Raw genomic sequence first — 17980 nt, forward strand, 5'->3', positions numbered from 1 at the left:
TTACAAACGTAAGTTAACCCAATTTTAAGAATAAAAAAGCCCCAAACGGGGCTTTTGTGGTAGAGGTTAAGGATTAATGGTCAACCGCTTCGCCAGCACCGGCTGGAACACGGACGTGCTCGACCAAATCTTTCACTTCTTGTGGCGTTTCTGCAGTCACTTTCGACACCGCGAACGCGACGATGAAGTTGACGACAGCACCGATGGCACCAAAGGCGTTAGGCTCAATGCCTAGGAACCAGTTGCTGCCCCAGCTCTCTAGGTAAGTCCAGTCAGAGATAAACAAGATACCTTTGTGCTGGAATACGTAGAACAGCGTGATGGTGATACCGGCGATCATGCCTGCAATCGCGCCCTCTTTGTTGATGTTTTTGCTGAAGATACCCATCATCAATGCTGGGAAGATCGACGAGGCGGCAAGACCAAAGGCCAAGGCGACCGTACCTGCGGCAAAGCCGGGAGGATTGAGACCAAGATAGCCCGCCACTGCAATGGCGACGGCCATGGATATCCGGCTCGCCATCAGCTCTTTCTTCTCGGAGATGTTCGGGTTGATGACCCCTTTGATCAAGTCATGGGAGATGGCGGAGGAGATCGCCAATAGCAAGCCCGCAGCGGTCGACAGTGCTGCCGCAAGACCACCGGCGGCGACTAATGCAATCACCCAGTTAGGCAGTTTCGCAATCTCAGGGTTAGCCAATACCATGATGTCGTTGTCCACCTTCAGTTCGTTGGTGGCAGCGCTCGATGTGTATTGAATCAAACCGTCGTTGTTTTTGTCATCAAAGCCAAGTAGGCCGGTTTTTTCCCAGTTCTTAAACCAGTCAGGACGCTCATCATAAGCCAGATGTTGGCCTGGCGCTGGGTTCACGGTATCCATCAGGTTCAAGCGAGCCATCGCCGATACGGCTGGCGCTGTGGTGTAAAGAATCGCGATGAACACCAATGCCCAACCGGCAGAGGTACGCGCATCACGCACTTTTGGCACCGTGAAGAAACGGATGATAACGTGCGGAAGACCTGCCGTACCAATCATCAGTGACATGGTGTAGACGAACATGTTGAGGGTATCGCCCCGCACTTGGGTGGTGTACTCGGTAAAGCCGAGTTCGGTCACCACTTGGTCTAGCCGGTCGAGCAGATAGACATCCGTCCCGGAAAGGGTACTGCCCAGGCCAATTTGTGGCAGAGGGTGCCCGGTCAGTTGCAGAGAGATAAAGATTGCAGGAATAGTGTAAGCAAGAATGAGGACGCAATACTGAGCAATCTGCGTGTAGGTGATGCCTTTCATGCCGCCCATAACCGCGTAGACAAACACGATACACATACCGATCAACAGGCCAGTCGAGTAGTCCACTTCCAAGAAGCGACCAAACGCCACGCCCACGCCTTTCATCTGACCGATAACATAGGTCACCGATGCGATGATAAGACAGACAACCGCCACAACGCGCGCGGTGTTGGAGTAGAAACGCTCACCGACAAACTCAGGTACGGTGAACTTACCAAACTTACGTAGATAAGGGGCAAGCAGTAGCGCGAGAAGCACGTAGCCGCCAGTCCAACCCATTAAGAAGACGGAGCCGCCGTAGCCCATAAAGGCAATCAGACCCGCCATCGAGATGAACGACGCCGCTGACATCCAGTCCGCTGCGGTCGCCATACCATTGGCAATCGGGTTAACCCCGCCGCCTGCGACATAAAACTCTTTGGTTGACCCAGCGCGTGCCCAAATCGCAATCCCGATATAGAGAATGAAAGTGGCACCCACAACAAGGTACGTGATTGTTTTCAAATCCATCTGAGTGACTCCTTACTCATCCACGCCGAATTCACGGTCCAGTTGGCGCATCTTCCACGCGTAGTAGAAAATAATGCCAAGAAACGTATAGATGGAGCCTTGCTGGGCAAACCAGAAGCCGAGTTTGTATCCACCGATTTGAATTTCATTCAGTACGTCGACAAATAATATGCCGCAGCCAAAAGATACGACAAACCAGATGACCATTAAGGTGATCATCAGTTTTACGTTTTTATCCCAGTAGGCTTTGGCTCTTTCCTGACTTTCGAATGCCATTGCCGCCTCCTTACGATTTCGCTAGTTAAATGGGGTGTTCGGTTAACCTGTTAGTGAGGTCAGTGCTTGTTAAAAAAATGTTTCACCATGTACATTAGCAAGGCAATGGGCGAAAAACCTTTCAACTTTAGTCGGGGCAATAAGGATAAAAAGGGCCCTAAAATGGGCGCTTAGCGAGGTTTACTGATAAATTTTTGATGTTAATAACTTGTTAAGTTAGCCAAAGGTCTAATGTCTTGAGAAGGGAACCGCTCAATTAGTGTTGATATGTTGACCGACAATTTGCATAGGTTGACCATTTCCCGCTACTGCCAAGAGAAAACTATGGGTAGAATAACTCATTGACTCCAATTGTATTTAAGGGGGTAAAGCTTGACGGTAGATATGATCAATGGACTGTTTCTTACTGGGACGCTTCTTCTTGTTATCAGTGTGTTATTCAGCCAGCTCTCCTCGCGCCTCGGTGTACCCATTCTCGTTTTGTTTCTCTGCGTCGGTATGCTGGCCGGGCAAGACGGCCCGGGAGGCATCAAGTTTGACAGCTACTCCACGACCTATCTGGTCAGTAACTTAGCGCTGGCGATCATCTTGCTCGATGGTGGGCTACGCACTCGTATCAGCAGCTTTCGTTTGGCGTTCTGGCCGGCATTTTCTTTGGCCACCTTTGGCGTATTTTGCACCACGTTTCTCACCGGTTTGCTTGCCACCTGGCTCTTCAATCTCACTTTGCTACAAGGCTTGCTGCTTGGCGCGATAGTGGGTTCCACTGATGCCGCGGCGGTCTTTTCACTCCTTAAAGGGCGCAGCATCAATGAACGGGTGGGCGCGACGTTGGAGATTGAATCAGGCACCAATGATCCGATGGCGGTGTTTCTCACCATTACCTTGATTGCGGTACTGGCGGATCCAACCGCGGTGCTCAGCGTTGGGTTCGTGTCACTGAGTTTTGTGATGCAGTTTGGCATCGGCATCGCCCTTGGGCTTGGTGGCGGCTGGTTGTCTTTGCAAATCATCAATCGCATCCAATTACCAGAAGGCATGTACCCGATTCTGGTCTCAGGGCTTGGCGTTGGGCTGTTTGCATTGTCGAACACCTTGGGCGGCAGCGGCATTCTCACCATTTATCTGTTTGGTTTGCTGCTGGGTAATTTGCCGACGCGCTCAAAACACTCGATTTTGAATGTCATGGATGGACTGACATGGTTTAGCCAGATCATCATGTTTGTTGTGCTTGGTCTGTTGGTCAATCCAAAAGATTTACTCGACATCGCACTGCCGGCACTGGCGCTCGCCTTTGGCATGATTGTATTTGCTCGCCCTATTGCGGTGTGGCTCAGTTTGCTGCCGTTTGGCAAGTTTCGCTCCAGGGAGAAGTGGTTTTTAAGTTGGGTCGGATTGCGCGGCGCTGTGCCGATCATTTTGGCGGTATTCCCTTTGATGGCCGGGCTGCCCAATGCGCAGATGTATTTCAATATCGCCTTTTTCGTCGTTATGGTCTCGCTGATCGTGCAAGGCGTGAGTTTAACCAAGGCGGCCAAGCTGGCCAAAGTCGAGCTGCCACCTCAGCCCGCGCCGGTGGCGCGGGCTGGGATCGAGATTTTCCCAACCAGCAATTGGGAGCTCTATGTCTATCGCTTGGAAGCGGAGAAGTGGTGTATTGGTGAGCCGCTGAGTAAGTTGGCGATGCCGGATGGAACGCGGATTGCGGCGCTGTTTCGTCAGCGAACCTTGCTCCACCCATCGGGCAGCACTGTGCTGCAAGCGGGCGACACTTTATGCGTGCTGGGCCGAGAAGAGAACCTTGAGCCGTTAAGCCAACTGTTTAGCACCGCGCCTTTGGCGGAAACTCAAACCCGTTTCTTTGGTGACTTCTTTTTTGCCGCCGAGGTTTCGCTTAGCGATGTGTGTCAGCACTACGGCATTGATGTGCCTGTTGAATACGCGACGTTCACGCTAAAGCAGTTGGTGGCGGAGCAACTGCCCCATCAAGTGGTGCTTGGCGACAGTTTTGATTGGCAGGGGCTGAGGTTTGTCATCTCCAAAGTGGAGAACTACGAAGTGACGCAGTTGGGTCTGTGCCTTCCGGACTCGCAAGAGCCAGAGTAGGGGTGGTCTACTACCCGTAGTGCTAGTCGTTGAGTTCGCTAAGTAGTATTACCGCTTGGGTGCGATTTTTTACGCCCAGCTTGCGGAAAATGGCGGTCATGTGTGCTTTGATGGTCGCTTCTGAGACGTTGAGCTCATAGGCGATCTGCTTGTTGAGCAGTCCGTCGGAGAGCATGCCCAGTACCTTGTATTGCTGCGGGGTGAGGGTCGCCATTTTCTCGGCGAGATCATTGCACGCGGCATTCTCGACAATCGAACCCTCAGGGAAGTAAGGGTCGCCCGCCAGCACTTGATTGAGGGCTTTCACCAGCTCGCGCATGTCACTCGATTTAGGGATAAAACCAAACGCGCCGTGGCTTTTCACTTGCGTGACCACCGAAGGCTCTTCACTGGCTGAGACCACCACAATTGGCAACTCTGGGTACTCGGCGCGCAGTTGAATCAAGCCAGACATGCCATTGGCGCCTGGCATTTTCAGATCGAGCAGCAGCAAGTCGGGCTCATCTTCTTTGGCGAGCAGCGTCATCAAGGCATCGAGGGAATCGGCCTCAAGCAGATTAGCCCCACTGACCGCCATATGTACCGATTGGAACAACGCGTTGCGAAACAGCGGGTGATCGTCTGCGATGATGATGGTGTAGGTCGAGTCCATGACGTTGCACACTTATGATAATGTAGTTAATAGAATTATTGTCAGCTTTTCCGCGGTGGACAATCTTTATCCGCTAAAAGTCTGAAGTGTATCGGGTTTTGTTTCATTTAACACTTATTGTTGAGTGTTTATACTAGATGCATATGATGTTAAATATTATTAATATCAATAAATTAGATTGTCAGTATGCCCTTGTTCACATATTCATCAATTTGATCTTAAATGTTGCTCATATTTAAGAAGTGAATAGCTGTTTGTTGCATAATCGCTTCTAGGTTTTGACCTACTTCAAATAATGATGCAGTAAAGGAAACTGATAATGAAAAAATTAAGTCTATTCGCAGTGTTGGCCGTCGTTGGTTTGTCTGGATGTCAAATGACTGGAGGCTCAGATACAGATATCGCAAATGCTGATTTTAATTCAATGTCTTGCGATGATATTCAAGCAATGTTTGCAGAGTACCGTGAGCAGATGGATAACGTTGACACAGGTGCAAGCTTGCTTTCAGCAGTAGGTGTTGATTCGGGTACGAGTGAAGCAAAAGCGGTCATGGCTCAGGCATACTCGCAAGCAGCGACAACGGCTCGTCCAGTACTAAAAGTTAAGCAGTGTTCTTTCACTGTATAATTGAAGTGCAGATTTACGTTGAAAAGGCTGGCGATCACGTCAGCCTTTTTACTTTCTAATTTAGCCTGTCTCGATGAACACCTAATGGTAAGTTAGAAGACTGGTCAAAGGGCTGAGCCTTCAAATGCGCTAAAAACGTCTCGGCTGGCATAAATCCTGTGATGCGAGCATTTGGCATCGGCTGACCATTGGTATCCCAAAAATCAATGGTCGGCAAACCGAGTACGCCGAGTTGTTTGAGTAGCTCGATGTCTTGCACTTGGTTGCGGGTGACGTCGGCTTGCAACAACACAAACTCACTCAGCTTGGCTTCCACATCGGCTTGGTGGAAGGTGTACTTCTCAAATTCCTTACACGCGACGCACCAGTCGGCATAAAAATCGAGCATCACAGGTTTACCTTGCTCTCGGGCTTGGCTGAGGGCCAAGTTGAGCTCAGCGACGTTGTTGATACGGGTAAACTCAATGCTCGGAGAAGCTTGCGAGTGGGCGCTTGGACCATAAAACCAAAGATTGAGCAGCGGCTGAGCGCTGGCGAACAAACCGAGCACTGCAACAATGCCCACCACACTTTGCTTCCAGCCACCAAAAGGCAGTGCATTTTTACTGTGATAGAGCCAGCCAAACGCCGCGATACCGAGCCCCGACCACAGCGCACTGCTCCACAGATCGGGCAGGATACGCTCAAGCAAGAAAATCGGCGCCGCGAGGAGGATAAAACCAAATAGCGTCTTGACGCGATTCATCCACTCTCCCGCTTTTGGCAACAACTGATTGCCAAATACCGCGACCAAAATTAGAGGAATGCCCATACCGAGTGCCAACGCGTAGAGGGTGATCCCTCCGGTAAACAAGTCGCCGCTTTGCGCCACATACAAGAGCGCCCCCGACAGCGGCGCCGTGGTGCAGGGTGAGCAGACTAAACCAGAAATCGCCCCCATGCTAAACACACCGAGCAGGTTGCCACCTTGCTGCTGACTGCTCAGTTGATTGAGCCAAGTTTGCAGGCGACTCGGCAGTTGCAGCGTATAGAGCCCAAACATCGATAAGGCCAGCGCGACGAATAACACACTCAGCCCTATCAACACCGCGGGGTGCTGCATCGCCGCTTGGAACTGCAAACCAGCTTGCGCCACCACCAAACCGAGCAAGGTGTAAGTCAATGCCATGCCTTGCACGTAGACAAACGAAAGACCCAATGCGCGGCGCGTATTGATCTGACCGCCGCCGAGCACAATGCTGGTCAAAATCGGGTACATCGGCAAGACACATGGGGTAAAGGCGAGGCCAATACCCAGTGCGAGAAACAGCAGCGGTGTCCAAACGCTCTCGCTGATGCGATCGGCTAGCTGTGCCTGTTGTGAGCGTGATGAGTCTGTCGCCGTGTCAGTCGTAATAGGCGTCTTTTCTGAATTGGTGGAGGTGGGCGCGATAACGACATCGGCGTCTTGAAATTCAAACGAGGTCAGGTCAATGACCTTAGTTTCTGGCGGATAGCAGAAACCGGCTTTGGCGCAGCCTTGGTATTGAACCATCAAGCGAGCCCCGGCTTGATATTCGGCCAAAGGCACCTCGACAAACAGCGGCGTGGTGTAGATGTTCACGTCACCGAAAAACTCATCATGATAGGGCTCACCTTGGCGCAGTGTGATATCGCCTAACGTGATGTGCTCGCCACTGATGGCAATCTTATCTTGATAGAGGTAGTAATCTGGCTTGATTTGCCAATCGAGATAGACCCGCGCGCCTTGCTGCACCGCATTGAAGGCAAACGCCTCATCAACAGTGACAAAACGATTGTCCTCATTGGCAGGACTGAACGTAGATTGCGAATTGCCAAACAGAGCCCACACCGAGCTCGAAAACAGAGAAAGAACCAGTACAACAAGCGAGAAAGCGAAGCGCATAAGACCGTCACGTTAACTAAGATGGATTCAGTGTAACTCAATCAGACAGGAGATCGGATGGATAAGTTTCAATAAGGGGTAATAAAACTTGACCATAGGTATATAAAAAAGGGCGCTATTCGCGCCCTATCGTTACATCAAGGGGTCATTTTTGAGAGTGGTGATGGGCGACATTTTCAAGCCGTTCGGCGAGCCAAATCTTAATGATTGATTGTCGTGTCACACCGATTCGGCTGGCTTCGCGGTCTAATGACTCGAGCATCCATGCTGGAAAATCAACGTTTACCCGCTTCTGTTTCTGCATAGGACGCTTAACGTTCGATAGGTCTAGATCTCCTAAAATGTCATCGTCACTGTCAAACTTGGCATCAAACTCATGCGCTTTCATATAAGTCCACCTCCGCTTTGCGTGAACGTCTGACGGAAATGATCCTAATCGTTAATCCACGGTATGTGATAACACCAGACCAGTGCTTATCGTTTAACATACCGATGACCAAATATCTAGGTTCATCACTTGTATTGGCAGGGATCTCGATGAGATCAGAATCGTTCCACAAACTTTGAGCGGTATAGAAATCAATACCATGCTTCTCAAGGTTTGACCTGCTTTTGTTCTCATCAAACTCAAATTTCAACATGAGTAAAATTTATACCCTTTTTACTCGCATGACAACTCTAGCCTTCGCACATGACAGAGGCGGTGAGACACTACCCACTACCCACTACCCACTACCCACTACCCACTACCCACTACCCACTCACCCCCAACCTCATCCGCACAATCCGCTCACACGCATCTATCTTTTGTGTGTCTTTTGGGATGATGAGCACGGTGTCGTTGCCGCCGACGGTGCCGAGGATTTCGGTGTGTGGGTCGATGTCAACGAGGCGGGCGACCAGTTGGGCGCTGCCGGGGTGGGTTTTAACGACCACCATGGATTGGTTGTGGGTGATGAACTCGATTTGCGAAGAGATGGAGGACTCGACGCGCACTGGTGCGGTTTCGACCGTGATGCAGTAGACTTTTTTGCCGCAGGCGTTTTGCACTTTGACGACGCCAAGTTGCGACAGTAAGCGAGAGACGGTCGATTGACTGATGCCCTCGAAACCGATGTTCACCAGGGCTTCTCTGAGCTCATTTTGAGTGGAAAAGCTTTGTTGTTGCAGTAGCCGTTTGCACGCTGAAGTGAGGGTTTTGTCATCGGCAAATTGGTCGTCCGCGAGATGAAGAGTGTCACTCATAAGGACCCCTTATTATGATTATCGCCATCCTGATGGGAATGAGTACACAGCTCCATCTATGTACCCTTGTGGGTTGTTCAATGAAAAAGCGCCGTCGCGCACGCTGAGTTTATCACCAATAAAAGTGTGGCTATATGACACTTGTCACCAAATAAAAAACTAATGACAAAGTGTTTTTCTGGTCATTTATTCTAATAAGGCGAGGCTGTTGTCAGCCCCGCGAGTCTCTTAGTTCATCTAAAGCCGGTGGTTACGCACCTAGGGTCGCCACCATCACCGCTTTGATGGTGTGCATGCGGTTTTCCGCCTCGTCGAAGACAATCGAGTAGTCCGACTCGACCACTTCATCCGTCACTTCACAGCCGTCTTTGAGCATGGGATATTCGCTCGCGAGCTGTTTGCCGACCGTGGTGTCTTCGCCGTGGAAGGCGGGTAAGCAGTGCATAAATTTCACGTGCGGGTTACCGGTGGCTTTGATCATCGCCATGTTGACTTGATACGGCAGCATCAAATTGATGCGCTCTGCCCATGCTTCTTTCGCTTCGCCCATCGATACCCAGACGTCAGTGTAGAGGAAGTCACAGCCTTGCACGCCCTCTTGCACATCGTCGGTGAGCGTGATTTTAGCGCCTGTGGTCTCGGCGATGTCGCGGCAGGTGGCGACCAAACTCTCCTCTGGCCAGAACTGTTTTGGCGCAACGAGGCGGATGTCCATGCCCATTTTCGCCGCGCCCACCATCAAGGAGTTGCCCATGTTGTTGCGTGCATCGCCAAGGTAGGCAAAGGAGATGTCGCGCAGCGCTTTGCCGCGGCCATGTTCCATCATGGTCAAGAAGTCAGCGAGGATTTGGGTGGGGTGGAACTCGTCGGTCAGGCCATTCCAGACGGGTACACCGGCGTATCGGCCGAGCTCTTCAACGATCTCTTGACCAAAGCCGCGATATTCGATGCCGTCATACATGCGGCCCAGCACGCGTGCGGTGTCTTTCATGGACTCTTTATGACCGATTTGTGAGCCAGAGGGGCCCAAGTAGGAGACTTGCGCGCCTTGGTCAAACGCCGCCACTTCAAAGGCGCAGCGCGTGCGGGTTGAGGTTTTTTCGAAAATCAGCGCGATGTTTTTGCCTTTGAGGCGCGGCTGCTCGTAACCGTTGTATTTGGCTTTTTTCAGTTCAGCAGAGAGCGCGAGCAGATGGTCAATCTCACGTGGGGTAAAGTCGAGCAGTTTAAGGAAGTTGCGGTTACGTAAATTGAAAGCCATGGTGAATTTCCTTCTTAAAAAGAGATGATGACGTGCAATGCCTTTTTAGGCTCGGCGCGAAGATGGCCCGAGCCTCGTTGTTGGTTGTTAGCCTTTGGTGATGTTGTTAGCCTTTGGTGATATTAGTGCCGGCGGTGCCTTGCAAAATCGCTAGGCCATCTTCGAGGGCGCCGATGCCGACCACCTTGCCTCCTTGGCGAATGAACTCGCACGAGGCATCAATTTTTGGCCCCATCGAGCCTTCATCGAACGTATAGTGCGCCAGCTCGCTAGGGGTGGTGGCACGCAGAGGATGCTGAGTGGGCTTGCCCCAATCAAGGTAGACGGCGTCAGCGTCAGTCAGGATCAATAGCGCGTCGGCGTTGAGCTGTTTGGCGAGATAGGCGGCGGACATGTCTTTGTCGATCACCGCTTCAACGCCCATCAATTTACCGCCTTCCCGTTTGACAGGAATGCCGCCGCCACCGGTACAGATCACCAAATGCCCTTCGGCGATCAACTTGGTAATGGCTTCGTGTTCAATGATGCCTGTTGGTTTAGGGCTCGGTACGACGCGGCGAAAATGCGCGCCATCGGGTTTGACGGTCCAGTGATAACGCTCGGCGAGTTCGCGCGCTTCGGCTTCTTGGTAAATCGGTCCAATCGGTTTGGTTGGATTGGCGAAGGCCGGATCATTTGGGTCGACGGTCATTTGCGTCAACATGCAAGTGATGTTGGTGCTCGGCATCTGGTTTTTAAACTCTTGCATCAGCATGTAGCCGATCATGCCTTGGGTTTCACTGCCTAGCACATCGAGTGGGTAGGGCGCGACTTTCTTGTACTCAAGACCTTGCAGCGCAAGCAACCCCACTTGCGGGCCATTGCCATGCACCAACACCACGTTGTAGTGCTCGGCGATTTTGGCGATGGTGTTGACCGCGATTTCAATGTTGTGGCGCTGCACCTCGGCTTCGAGCGGCTCACCGCGGCGAAGTAGCGCATTGCCCCCTAGGGCGACAACGACGGTTTGTTTGTTCATAGCTCTGTCTCCACAGAGCAAAAGCGCCCGCTTTTGCTCCTTGTTGATCCGATGATAAGGATGAATGGGTTGATAACGATGGAGTCTGTGACGACCGCGGGCTTAGATGCCATCGCGCTCAATCGGGCAGCTCATGCAGCGAGCGCCGCCGCGGCCTCGTCCCAATTCATCCCCAGGGATGGGCAGCACCGTGATGCCGGCTTTGTCGTATTTTTCATTGGTGTAGGTGTTGCCCTCATAGCCAATCACGACGCCCGGTTTGACGGTCAATACGTTGTTGGCGTCGTTCCACTGTTCACGCTCAGCGTTGAAGTTATCGCCGCCCGTGGTGATGAGGTTGAGTTGGCCAACGCCGAGCGCTCTTTCAATCGCCGAGACAAAGTAGCCTTCCTCTTTGACACGCACCGCGCCAGACTCGTCACCCGTCAAGCTCCAACATTTGACGTCTTTGCGCACCACTTCTGGGTAGACGGAGAAGGTGTCTTCACGCATGTGGGTCATCACGGTATCCAAATGCATGCAAGAGCGATGTTTAGGCAGCTCCATCGCAATCACTTGTTTGGCTTGGCCGTGTTTAAATAGGCCGGCAGCGAGGTGCTCCACCCCTTGCGGTGTGGTGCGTTCAGACATACCAATCAAGACGCTGCCACGGCCAATGACCAATACGTCACCGCCCTCAATGGTTGAGTTGTCGTACAGCGCCTCTTCATCACCAAAGTATTTGATGAAGTCTTGGCCAGCGAAGGTTGGGTGCCAGCGGTAAATGGCGCGCACATGGTTGGTTTCACGTTGGCGAGCCGGCTTAGCCATCGGGTTGATGGAGACGCCACCGTAGACCCAGCAGGAGGTATCACGGGTAAAGAGGTGATTGGGCAGCGGCTCGATAATAAAATCGGTCGGTGCATGCAGCGCTTGCATCATCGAGGAAGAGCGCATAGGCATTTCCGCGTAGGAGAGGCCACCGGTGAGGATCTTGGCCAATTCAAGATTGGGCAAGTCGCCCAGATAGCAGCGCACGTCGTTGGCAAAGGTTCGGCCTAAGCGGTAGTCAGATACCTGACGATTGAGTAGCCACTCCTTGGCTTCTGGTACTGCCAGCGTCTCTGCCAGCAGGTCGGTCAATAGCAGCACTTCCACCCCTTGATCGCGCAGCGTCTGGGTAAACACATCGTGTTCATCACCGGCACGTTCGACCGCTAACACGTCGTCAAACAGTAGCTCGTGGCAGTTCGAGGGGGTTAAGTGGGTGAGAGCACGACGCGGGCGGTGAACCAACACGCGACGTAATTGACCGATTTCAGAACCTACGTATAACTTACTCATAATCGTATCTCTCTATTTATTTTTTATTTAATGCATCTGTGACAAATTAAATAAGGGTGTAGGGATTATTTGAGAGTGAATTTAATTATTCACTTTGTTGTTCTGATATTCATATTACGCCCTAGAGAGGAGGATTCTCTGCGCTCAGTCACACTTCATTTTTTCTTGCAGCCCTTGCTACGCCTAGGTTTTTAACAATATCCATGCAGTTGTTATCAAGCTGTGATGATGTTGGTTTTTCGCTCTGTAAGGATTTTTATTCACCGAGTGGCAGTAAAATAGCGCCGTGAGAGCTAGTCATGGTAAAGAGAGGGAATTGTATTCATGTCGACATTTATAATGGATAGAATGAGCGTGCGGTTTTATGCGCTGTTTTTATTTATATAGTGACTTTTTTTCTCTTTTGACGGCATTTGTTAATAAACGGATGTGTTAATTTGTCTAAGCGATCACGCTTGTTTTTGTTTTTATTCATCAATGCATGGGTTTTATTTTTGGATAAGAAAAAGTAACCCAGTCTATAAAACCAGATTATCCCAATGGAATAAAAATCGAAACGTACGGATAAAGAAAGAGTAGATAAAGAAAGTGCAGATAAAGAAAAAGCCACACACGTGGCTTTTCTTGATTGAGTCTTGCAAGAAGGGAGAGAGCAGGACAACCGTTTCGTTATCCTGCTTAACGGCTTTGCGCGAGCGGTTACAGTAGCGCACCTAGGCTTAACGCCAACACACAGAACAGAGTCAAGATAGCGAGCAGCGGCGCGACCCATTTCACCCAGCGCACATAAGGCACGCGGGCGATCGCAAGGCCACCCATCACCACGGCTGAGGTTGGCGTGATGAGGTTCACCAGCCCTGATGCTGATTGGTATGCGGTGATCACCAAATCACGACCGACGCCGGCAAAGTCGGCCAAAGGCGCCATAATCGGCATGGTGAGTACGGCAAGACCAGAGGTGGACGGCACCAAGAACGAGAGCAAAATCTCTAGGAAGAACATCACGTTAATAAAGACGACCGAGGAGAGCCCAGTCACCATCTGCTCCGCTGAGTACAAGATGGTGTCGGTGATCATGCCGCGATCCATCACCACCACAATACCGCGCGCAATCCCGATGATGAGGGCAACACCAAGTAGGTCGCGGGCGCCATCAATAAAGCTGGTGGTGAACTCCTCTTCACTCATGCGTGCCACAATACCGACAATGATGGTGGCGGCCAGGAACATGGCTGAAATTTCGGCCATCCACCAACCGGCAATGGAGACACCGTAAATCATGACCGCGAACGAGAGGCCAAAGATGGTCAGAATCGCTTTGCGTGTGGTGGTGAACTCAAGGCCTTGCTCGGATTGATTACCCAAGAAGTGCGCTTTGTTCTCTTCATACTTATCAAACACAATCGATTTGGATTGGTCTTGGCGCACCATGCGTGCATAGCGCATCACATAGGCGACACAGATGGCCCAGCCAATCACCAACATGATGGCGCGTAGCATGATGCCATCGGTGAACGGTATGCCAGAGGCGTTGGCGGCAATCACAGTGGCGAACGGGTTGATGGTTGAACCCAAACAGCCAATCCCGGCGCCAAGCAACACGGTCGCGGCGGCGACCACAGGGTCAAACCGTGCGGCCATCATCACGGGCACAAGTAAGGTATAGAAAGGCAAGGACTCTTCCGCCATCCCATACACGGTGCCGCCTGCGGCAAACAGTGCCATCAAGATGGGGATCATCATCTCTTCGCGCCCTTCAAGGCGGTGAGTGACGCGCTCTATCCCAGCATCAATCGCGCCGGTTTTGGTCACTAGGCCCAAGAAACCGCCGATGACGAGGATAAACAGCGACACATCAATCGCGGCCGCTTCGTAGCTGTTGTGGTCATAAAAACCATCAATCGGCGCAAGCAAGACATCAATCACCCCTTGTGGATTACCTTCCACAGGCTGATAGGTGCCCGTCACCGGCACTTCACGGCCAAGGTCTTCATTCATGGCGCGGTCATATTGGCCAGCGGGGATAATCCACGTCAACATGGCCACAAGGGCAATTAAGACAAATAAGATGGTGTAGGCGGAAGGGAATTTAAAGTTGGAAAAAAAGCCGCGTTTTTTCTCTTCGCTGTTTTTATGTTCTCTAGGGACAGTTTGAGTGGTCATGATGATCTCCTTACTTGTATTGCAAAGGGTGAATACAAGTGAATCTGTGACAATAGATAGCGTTATTATTGATAGGCATGATCGAATTTAGAACTAGTGTAAATTTCGTCTCAAAGATTAACCTTGGAGCGGGTCACAAATTACTGTCCTATATTTTTGGCCAAAATTTTCATGGAAAAATCGCTAGGGTATTCAAGTGAAATAGTTGGATTTCTATGCTGGTTTTTGGATGTTTTTAGGAAGAGTGGATGGATTTAATAGTGGCGTAAATAAACGCTGGGAATTTTATTCAATCGATTTGGTTAACGAGAAGGTTTTATTAATTAACGCTATTTTGATGTCAATCAAAAACCGTCTGTGATCTGTGATTTTTTATTCAGTGCAAAATAAAAGGGAGCGCTCGGCTCCCTTTGTATCGAATTATTTTTATGGCGTCTTATTGAGGCTAGATCAGTAGACCGCCAAAGGTAAAGCCGAGTGCCACCGCCGAGGCAATGGTCACCACACCAGGAATAAAGAACGGGTGGTTAAACACGTATTGGCCGATGCGCGTTGAGCCAGTGTCGTCCATCTCAACCGCGGCCAACAGCGTTGGGTAGGTCGGCAGTACGAACAGGGCACTGACGGCGGCAAAGGACGCAACGGCAGTCAGCGGCGCGACACCAATCGCGAGCGCGGCAGGCATTAGCGCCACTGTGGTCGCGCCTTGTGAGTAAAGGAGCATAGAGGCAAAGAACAGCACCATCGCCAACATCCAAGGATGCTCAGACAATAGATCGCCGGCTAGCTCTTTGATTTCTGCCACGTGCGCATTGACGAACGTTGAGCCGAGCCATGCAACACCCAGTACGCAGACACACGCCGTCATACCTGAGCGGAAGGTCGCGGCTGATGGGATTTTCGCAGCATCGATTTTGGTCACCAGCACAATGGCGGCGGCCGCAGCCAGCATCACGGTCATGATGGCTTCGTTACGGCCAAGCGCAGGGTCTTTAATTAGGCCGACCGAGCCTGAAATCGCCGCTGCGTAGCAGACAACAAAGCCAATCGCGGCCAAGAAAATGTAGGTCGCGGTTTTTGCTGTTGGCAGGATCTCGCGTTGTGTTTCGCTGCTCAGTTTGATCAACCCTTTTTCCAAACGCTCTTGGTAGATAGGATCGTCTTTAAGCTCTTTACCCATGAAGTTGGCGACAAACGCACCAATCATACAAGCAATAAAGGTGGTCGGAATGCAGACCGCCAGTAGCGTGAGGTAGTCCACGCCCATTGGCGCCAGCATCGCCGCGAAAGCCACGACCGCCGCTGAGATTGGCGATGCCGTGATGGCAATTTGCGAGGCAACGACGGCAATCGACAGTGGACGAGAAGGACGCACGCCTTGGCCTTTTGCCACTTCAGCAATCACAGGCAAGGTTGAGAACGCCGTGTGGCCAGTCCCCGCCATCAAGGTCATTAAGAAGGTGACGATCGGTGCGTAAAAAGTGATACGTTCAGGGTGTTTGCGCAAAAAGTTTTCCGCTACTTGAACCAGCCAGTCCATACCACCGGCCACTTGCATGGCGGCAATCGCGGTAATCACGGACATAATGATTAAGATAACGTCAACTGGAATGAACGCCTGACTGGTGGGCACGCCCAACACCAAAGACAGGGCAATTACACCCGCACCACCGGCAAGGCCGATGCCAATCCCGCCGATTCTTGCTCCCAAGTAAATGAAGAGCAGAACAACAATGAGCTCCACTGCGACCATAGCTATATCCTCGTATAATGTTTAACGTTTGATTTTGATTATCTAATGCTTCGCGCTGCTGAGAGTCGGCCAGCGGCATGAAGGTTTAGATAATCACTGCGTTTTGTTTACCTTGTGTGAGAGTAATCCATAGGAAAAGTGTGGTTACCGGATGCGTGCCTAAAAAAGGGCCCGCAGGCCCTATTTTTGCGCTTACTCGTAGCGCTTGGCTTTATACGTTGGACGCATGAAGTTTTCAACCGAAAGAATGTCATCGAGCTCTTCTGGCGTCAGCAATCCACGCTCTAGCACCACCTCACGCACGCTCTTACCGGTTTCAGCACAAATCTTACCGACGATGTCGCCTTCGTGGTGGCCGATGTACGGGTTGAGGTAAGTGACGATACCAATCGAGTTGTAGACGTAGTTTTCGCACACTTCTTTATTGACGGTAATGCCGTCGATGCATTTGTCGCGCAAGTTCACGCACGCGTTAGACAGAATCGAAATCGACTCAAACATGCTTTGGGCAATCACTGGCTCCATCACGTTAAGCTGCAATTGACCGCCTTCTGCCGCGAAAGAGATGGTGTTGTCGTTACCCAATACTTTGAAGCAGACTTGGTTGACCACTTCAGGCACCACAGGGTTAACCTTAGCAGGCATGATAGAAGAGCCCGCTTGCAGCTGTGGCAAGTTCAACTCGTTCAGACCTGCGCGAGGACCAGATGAGAGCAAGCGCAAGTCGTTACAGATTTTAGATAGCTTCACCGCTAGGCGTTTCAGCGCGCCGTGCGTCATCACGTAGGCGCCGCAGTCTGAGGTGGCTTCAATCAAATCTTCCGCTGGAACCACATCAAGACCGGTCACTTGTGCTAAGTGTTTGACTGCCGCTGCTTGATAGCCCGGCGCCGCGTTCAGCCCAGTACCGATGGCTGTTGCGCCTAGGTTCACTTCGAGCAGCAGTTTTGAGGTGTACTCAAGCGCGCGGATCTCTTCGTTGAGCGTCACCGCCCAAGCGTGGAACTCTTGACCGACCGTCATTGGTACCGCGTCTTGCAACTGAGTGCGGCCCATCTTGAGGATATCTTTGAACTCTTGGCTCTTAAGCTCGAACGCACCTTTGAGGTATTCAATCGATTCAATCAGTTTTTGCACGCTGTTGTACACCGCAATGCGAAAACCGGTTGGGTAAGCACAGTTGGTCGACTGGCTCTTGTTGACGTGGTCATTTGGATTAATGAAGTCGTACTCGCCCTTTTCCTTGCCCATTAATTCGAGGGCGATATTGGCGATCACTTCGTTGGTGTTCATGTTGACCGACGTGCCGGCGCCACCTTGGTAGACGTCTGATGGGAATTGGTCCATGCACTTGCCGGTGTCTAGAATCAAATCACACGCTTGGATGATGTAATTCGCCACATCCTTTGGAATCACACCCAGCTCTTTGTTGGCCAGCGCCGCAGCTTTTTTGGTCATCACCATACCGCGGACGAAATCCGGTACGTCGGAGATGGTCATGTTGGAGATGTTGAAGTTTTCAATCGCACGTAGGGTGTGGATGCCGTAGTAAGCGTCGGCAGGGACGTGACGCTCACCCAATAAATCTTCTTCAAGACGTGTTGCAGGGGAAAGTGCCTTAGTGGCATCGGTTAGGGTAGCCATACAGGATCCTTAGAGTATTATTCTGATAATAAAGTTAAATGCTAGCCATTCTGTAGTCTAAGAATCCATTCATCAGAATTTTGGGCTATAAATCCGTCCTGACTTATGTGGCACATCATACTGCACCTAGCGTATAAAAATAGTAACTTGATCACCTTTTTTATATTTATTGACTGAAAGTTTCATCGTGAGAGGTAAACACTT

15 protein-coding genes are annotated in these 17980 nt (G+C 51.1%); 2 read left to right on the top strand and 13 right to left on the bottom strand.

What is annotated here, in order from left to right:
- Positions 1-73: 73 nt before the first annotated feature.
- Positions 74-1801: a sodium:solute symporter family protein gene (locus AC6R0R_RS16295; protein ID WP_487902777.1), complete on the bottom strand. Its 1728-nt coding sequence runs from the start codon at positions 1799-1801 to the stop codon at positions 74-76.
- Positions 1802-1813: 12 nt separating this feature from the next.
- Positions 1814-2077: a DUF4212 domain-containing protein gene (locus AC6R0R_RS16300; protein WP_500627486.1), complete on the bottom strand. Its 264-nt coding sequence runs from the start codon at positions 2075-2077 to the stop codon at positions 1814-1816.
- A 384-nt stretch (positions 2078-2461) separates the two neighbouring features.
- On the opposite strand from AC6R0R_RS16300, the gene AC6R0R_RS16305 reads away from it, so the two are divergent.
- Positions 2462-4183 carry a potassium/proton antiporter gene (locus tag AC6R0R_RS16305; protein WP_500627544.1) on the top strand — a complete coding sequence of 574 codons (1722 nt, stop codon included), beginning with the start codon at positions 2462-2464 and terminating at the stop codon, positions 4181-4183.
- 22 nt (positions 4184-4205) lie between these two features.
- Here the strand turns inward: AC6R0R_RS16305 and AC6R0R_RS16310 are convergent, their stop codons facing one another.
- The gene (locus tag AC6R0R_RS16310; RefSeq protein ID WP_334554691.1) at positions 4206-4835 is read right to left on the bottom strand and encodes a response regulator transcription factor; all 630 of its coding nucleotides are present in this window, start codon (positions 4833-4835) and stop codon (positions 4206-4208) included.
- Positions 4836-5154: 319 nt separating this feature from the next.
- Here AC6R0R_RS16310 and AC6R0R_RS16315 point away from each other — a divergent pair, with 319 nt between their 5' ends.
- Positions 5155-5463, top strand: a complete 309-nt coding sequence (locus AC6R0R_RS16315) for a hypothetical protein (RefSeq protein ID WP_500627487.1) — start codon at positions 5155-5157, stop codon at positions 5461-5463.
- Between the two features lie 55 nt (positions 5464-5518).
- Here the strand turns inward: AC6R0R_RS16315 and AC6R0R_RS16320 are convergent, their stop codons facing one another.
- The 10 genes from AC6R0R_RS16320 to aspA all read right to left on the bottom strand — a co-directional run bounded on the left by AC6R0R_RS16320 (position 5519) and on the right by aspA (position 17776).
- The gene (locus AC6R0R_RS16320) at positions 5519-7369 is read right to left on the bottom strand and encodes a protein-disulfide reductase DsbD (protein ID WP_500627488.1); all 1851 of its coding nucleotides are present in this window, start codon (positions 7367-7369) and stop codon (positions 5519-5521) included.
- Positions 7370-7514: 145 nt separating this feature from the next.
- On the bottom strand, positions 7515-7757 hold the full coding sequence (gene brnA, locus AC6R0R_RS16325; protein ID WP_500627489.1) for a type II toxin-antitoxin system BrnA family antitoxin: 243 nt from the start codon (positions 7755-7757) through the stop codon (positions 7515-7517).
- The gene (locus AC6R0R_RS16330) at positions 7744-8010 is read right to left on the bottom strand and encodes a BrnT family toxin (protein ID WP_500627490.1); all 267 of its coding nucleotides are present in this window, start codon (positions 8008-8010) and stop codon (positions 7744-7746) included. Before AC6R0R_RS16330 ends, brnA begins: the two co-directional genes overlap by 14 nt.
- A gap of 112 nt (positions 8011-8122) precedes the next feature.
- Positions 8123-8614 carry an arginine repressor gene (locus AC6R0R_RS16335; protein ID WP_500627491.1) on the bottom strand — a complete coding sequence of 164 codons (492 nt, stop codon included), beginning with the start codon at positions 8612-8614 and terminating at the stop codon, positions 8123-8125.
- Positions 8615-8864: 250 nt separating this feature from the next.
- The gene (locus tag AC6R0R_RS16340) at positions 8865-9875 is read right to left on the bottom strand and encodes an ornithine carbamoyltransferase (RefSeq protein WP_500627492.1); all 1011 of its coding nucleotides are present in this window, start codon (positions 9873-9875) and stop codon (positions 8865-8867) included.
- A 106-nt stretch (positions 9876-9981) separates the two neighbouring features.
- The gene (gene arcC / locus AC6R0R_RS16345; RefSeq protein ID WP_500627493.1) at positions 9982-10893 is read right to left on the bottom strand and encodes a carbamate kinase; all 912 of its coding nucleotides are present in this window, start codon (positions 10891-10893) and stop codon (positions 9982-9984) included.
- Between the two features lie 102 nt (positions 10894-10995).
- Complete coding sequence (gene arcA, locus AC6R0R_RS16350) at positions 10996-12216, bottom strand: arginine deiminase (RefSeq protein ID WP_500627494.1); 1221 nt, start codon at positions 12214-12216, stop codon at positions 10996-10998.
- Between the two features lie 699 nt (positions 12217-12915).
- A complete protein-coding gene (locus tag AC6R0R_RS16355; RefSeq protein WP_500627495.1) occupies positions 12916-14379 on the bottom strand; it encodes a YfcC family protein in 1464 nt (487 codons plus the stop codon).
- A gap of 445 nt (positions 14380-14824) precedes the next feature.
- Positions 14825-16132, bottom strand: a complete 1308-nt coding sequence (locus tag AC6R0R_RS16360) for an anaerobic C4-dicarboxylate transporter (RefSeq protein WP_500627496.1) — start codon at positions 16130-16132, stop codon at positions 14825-14827.
- 192 nt (positions 16133-16324) lie between these two features.
- Entirely contained in the window at positions 16325-17776 is a 1452-nt protein-coding gene (gene aspA / locus AC6R0R_RS16365) for an aspartate ammonia-lyase (protein ID WP_500627497.1), read from the bottom strand.
- Between the last annotated feature and the right edge of the window lie 204 nt (positions 17777-17980).

Source organism: Vibrio sp. R12-SW3-ISO1, assembly GCF_059834005.1.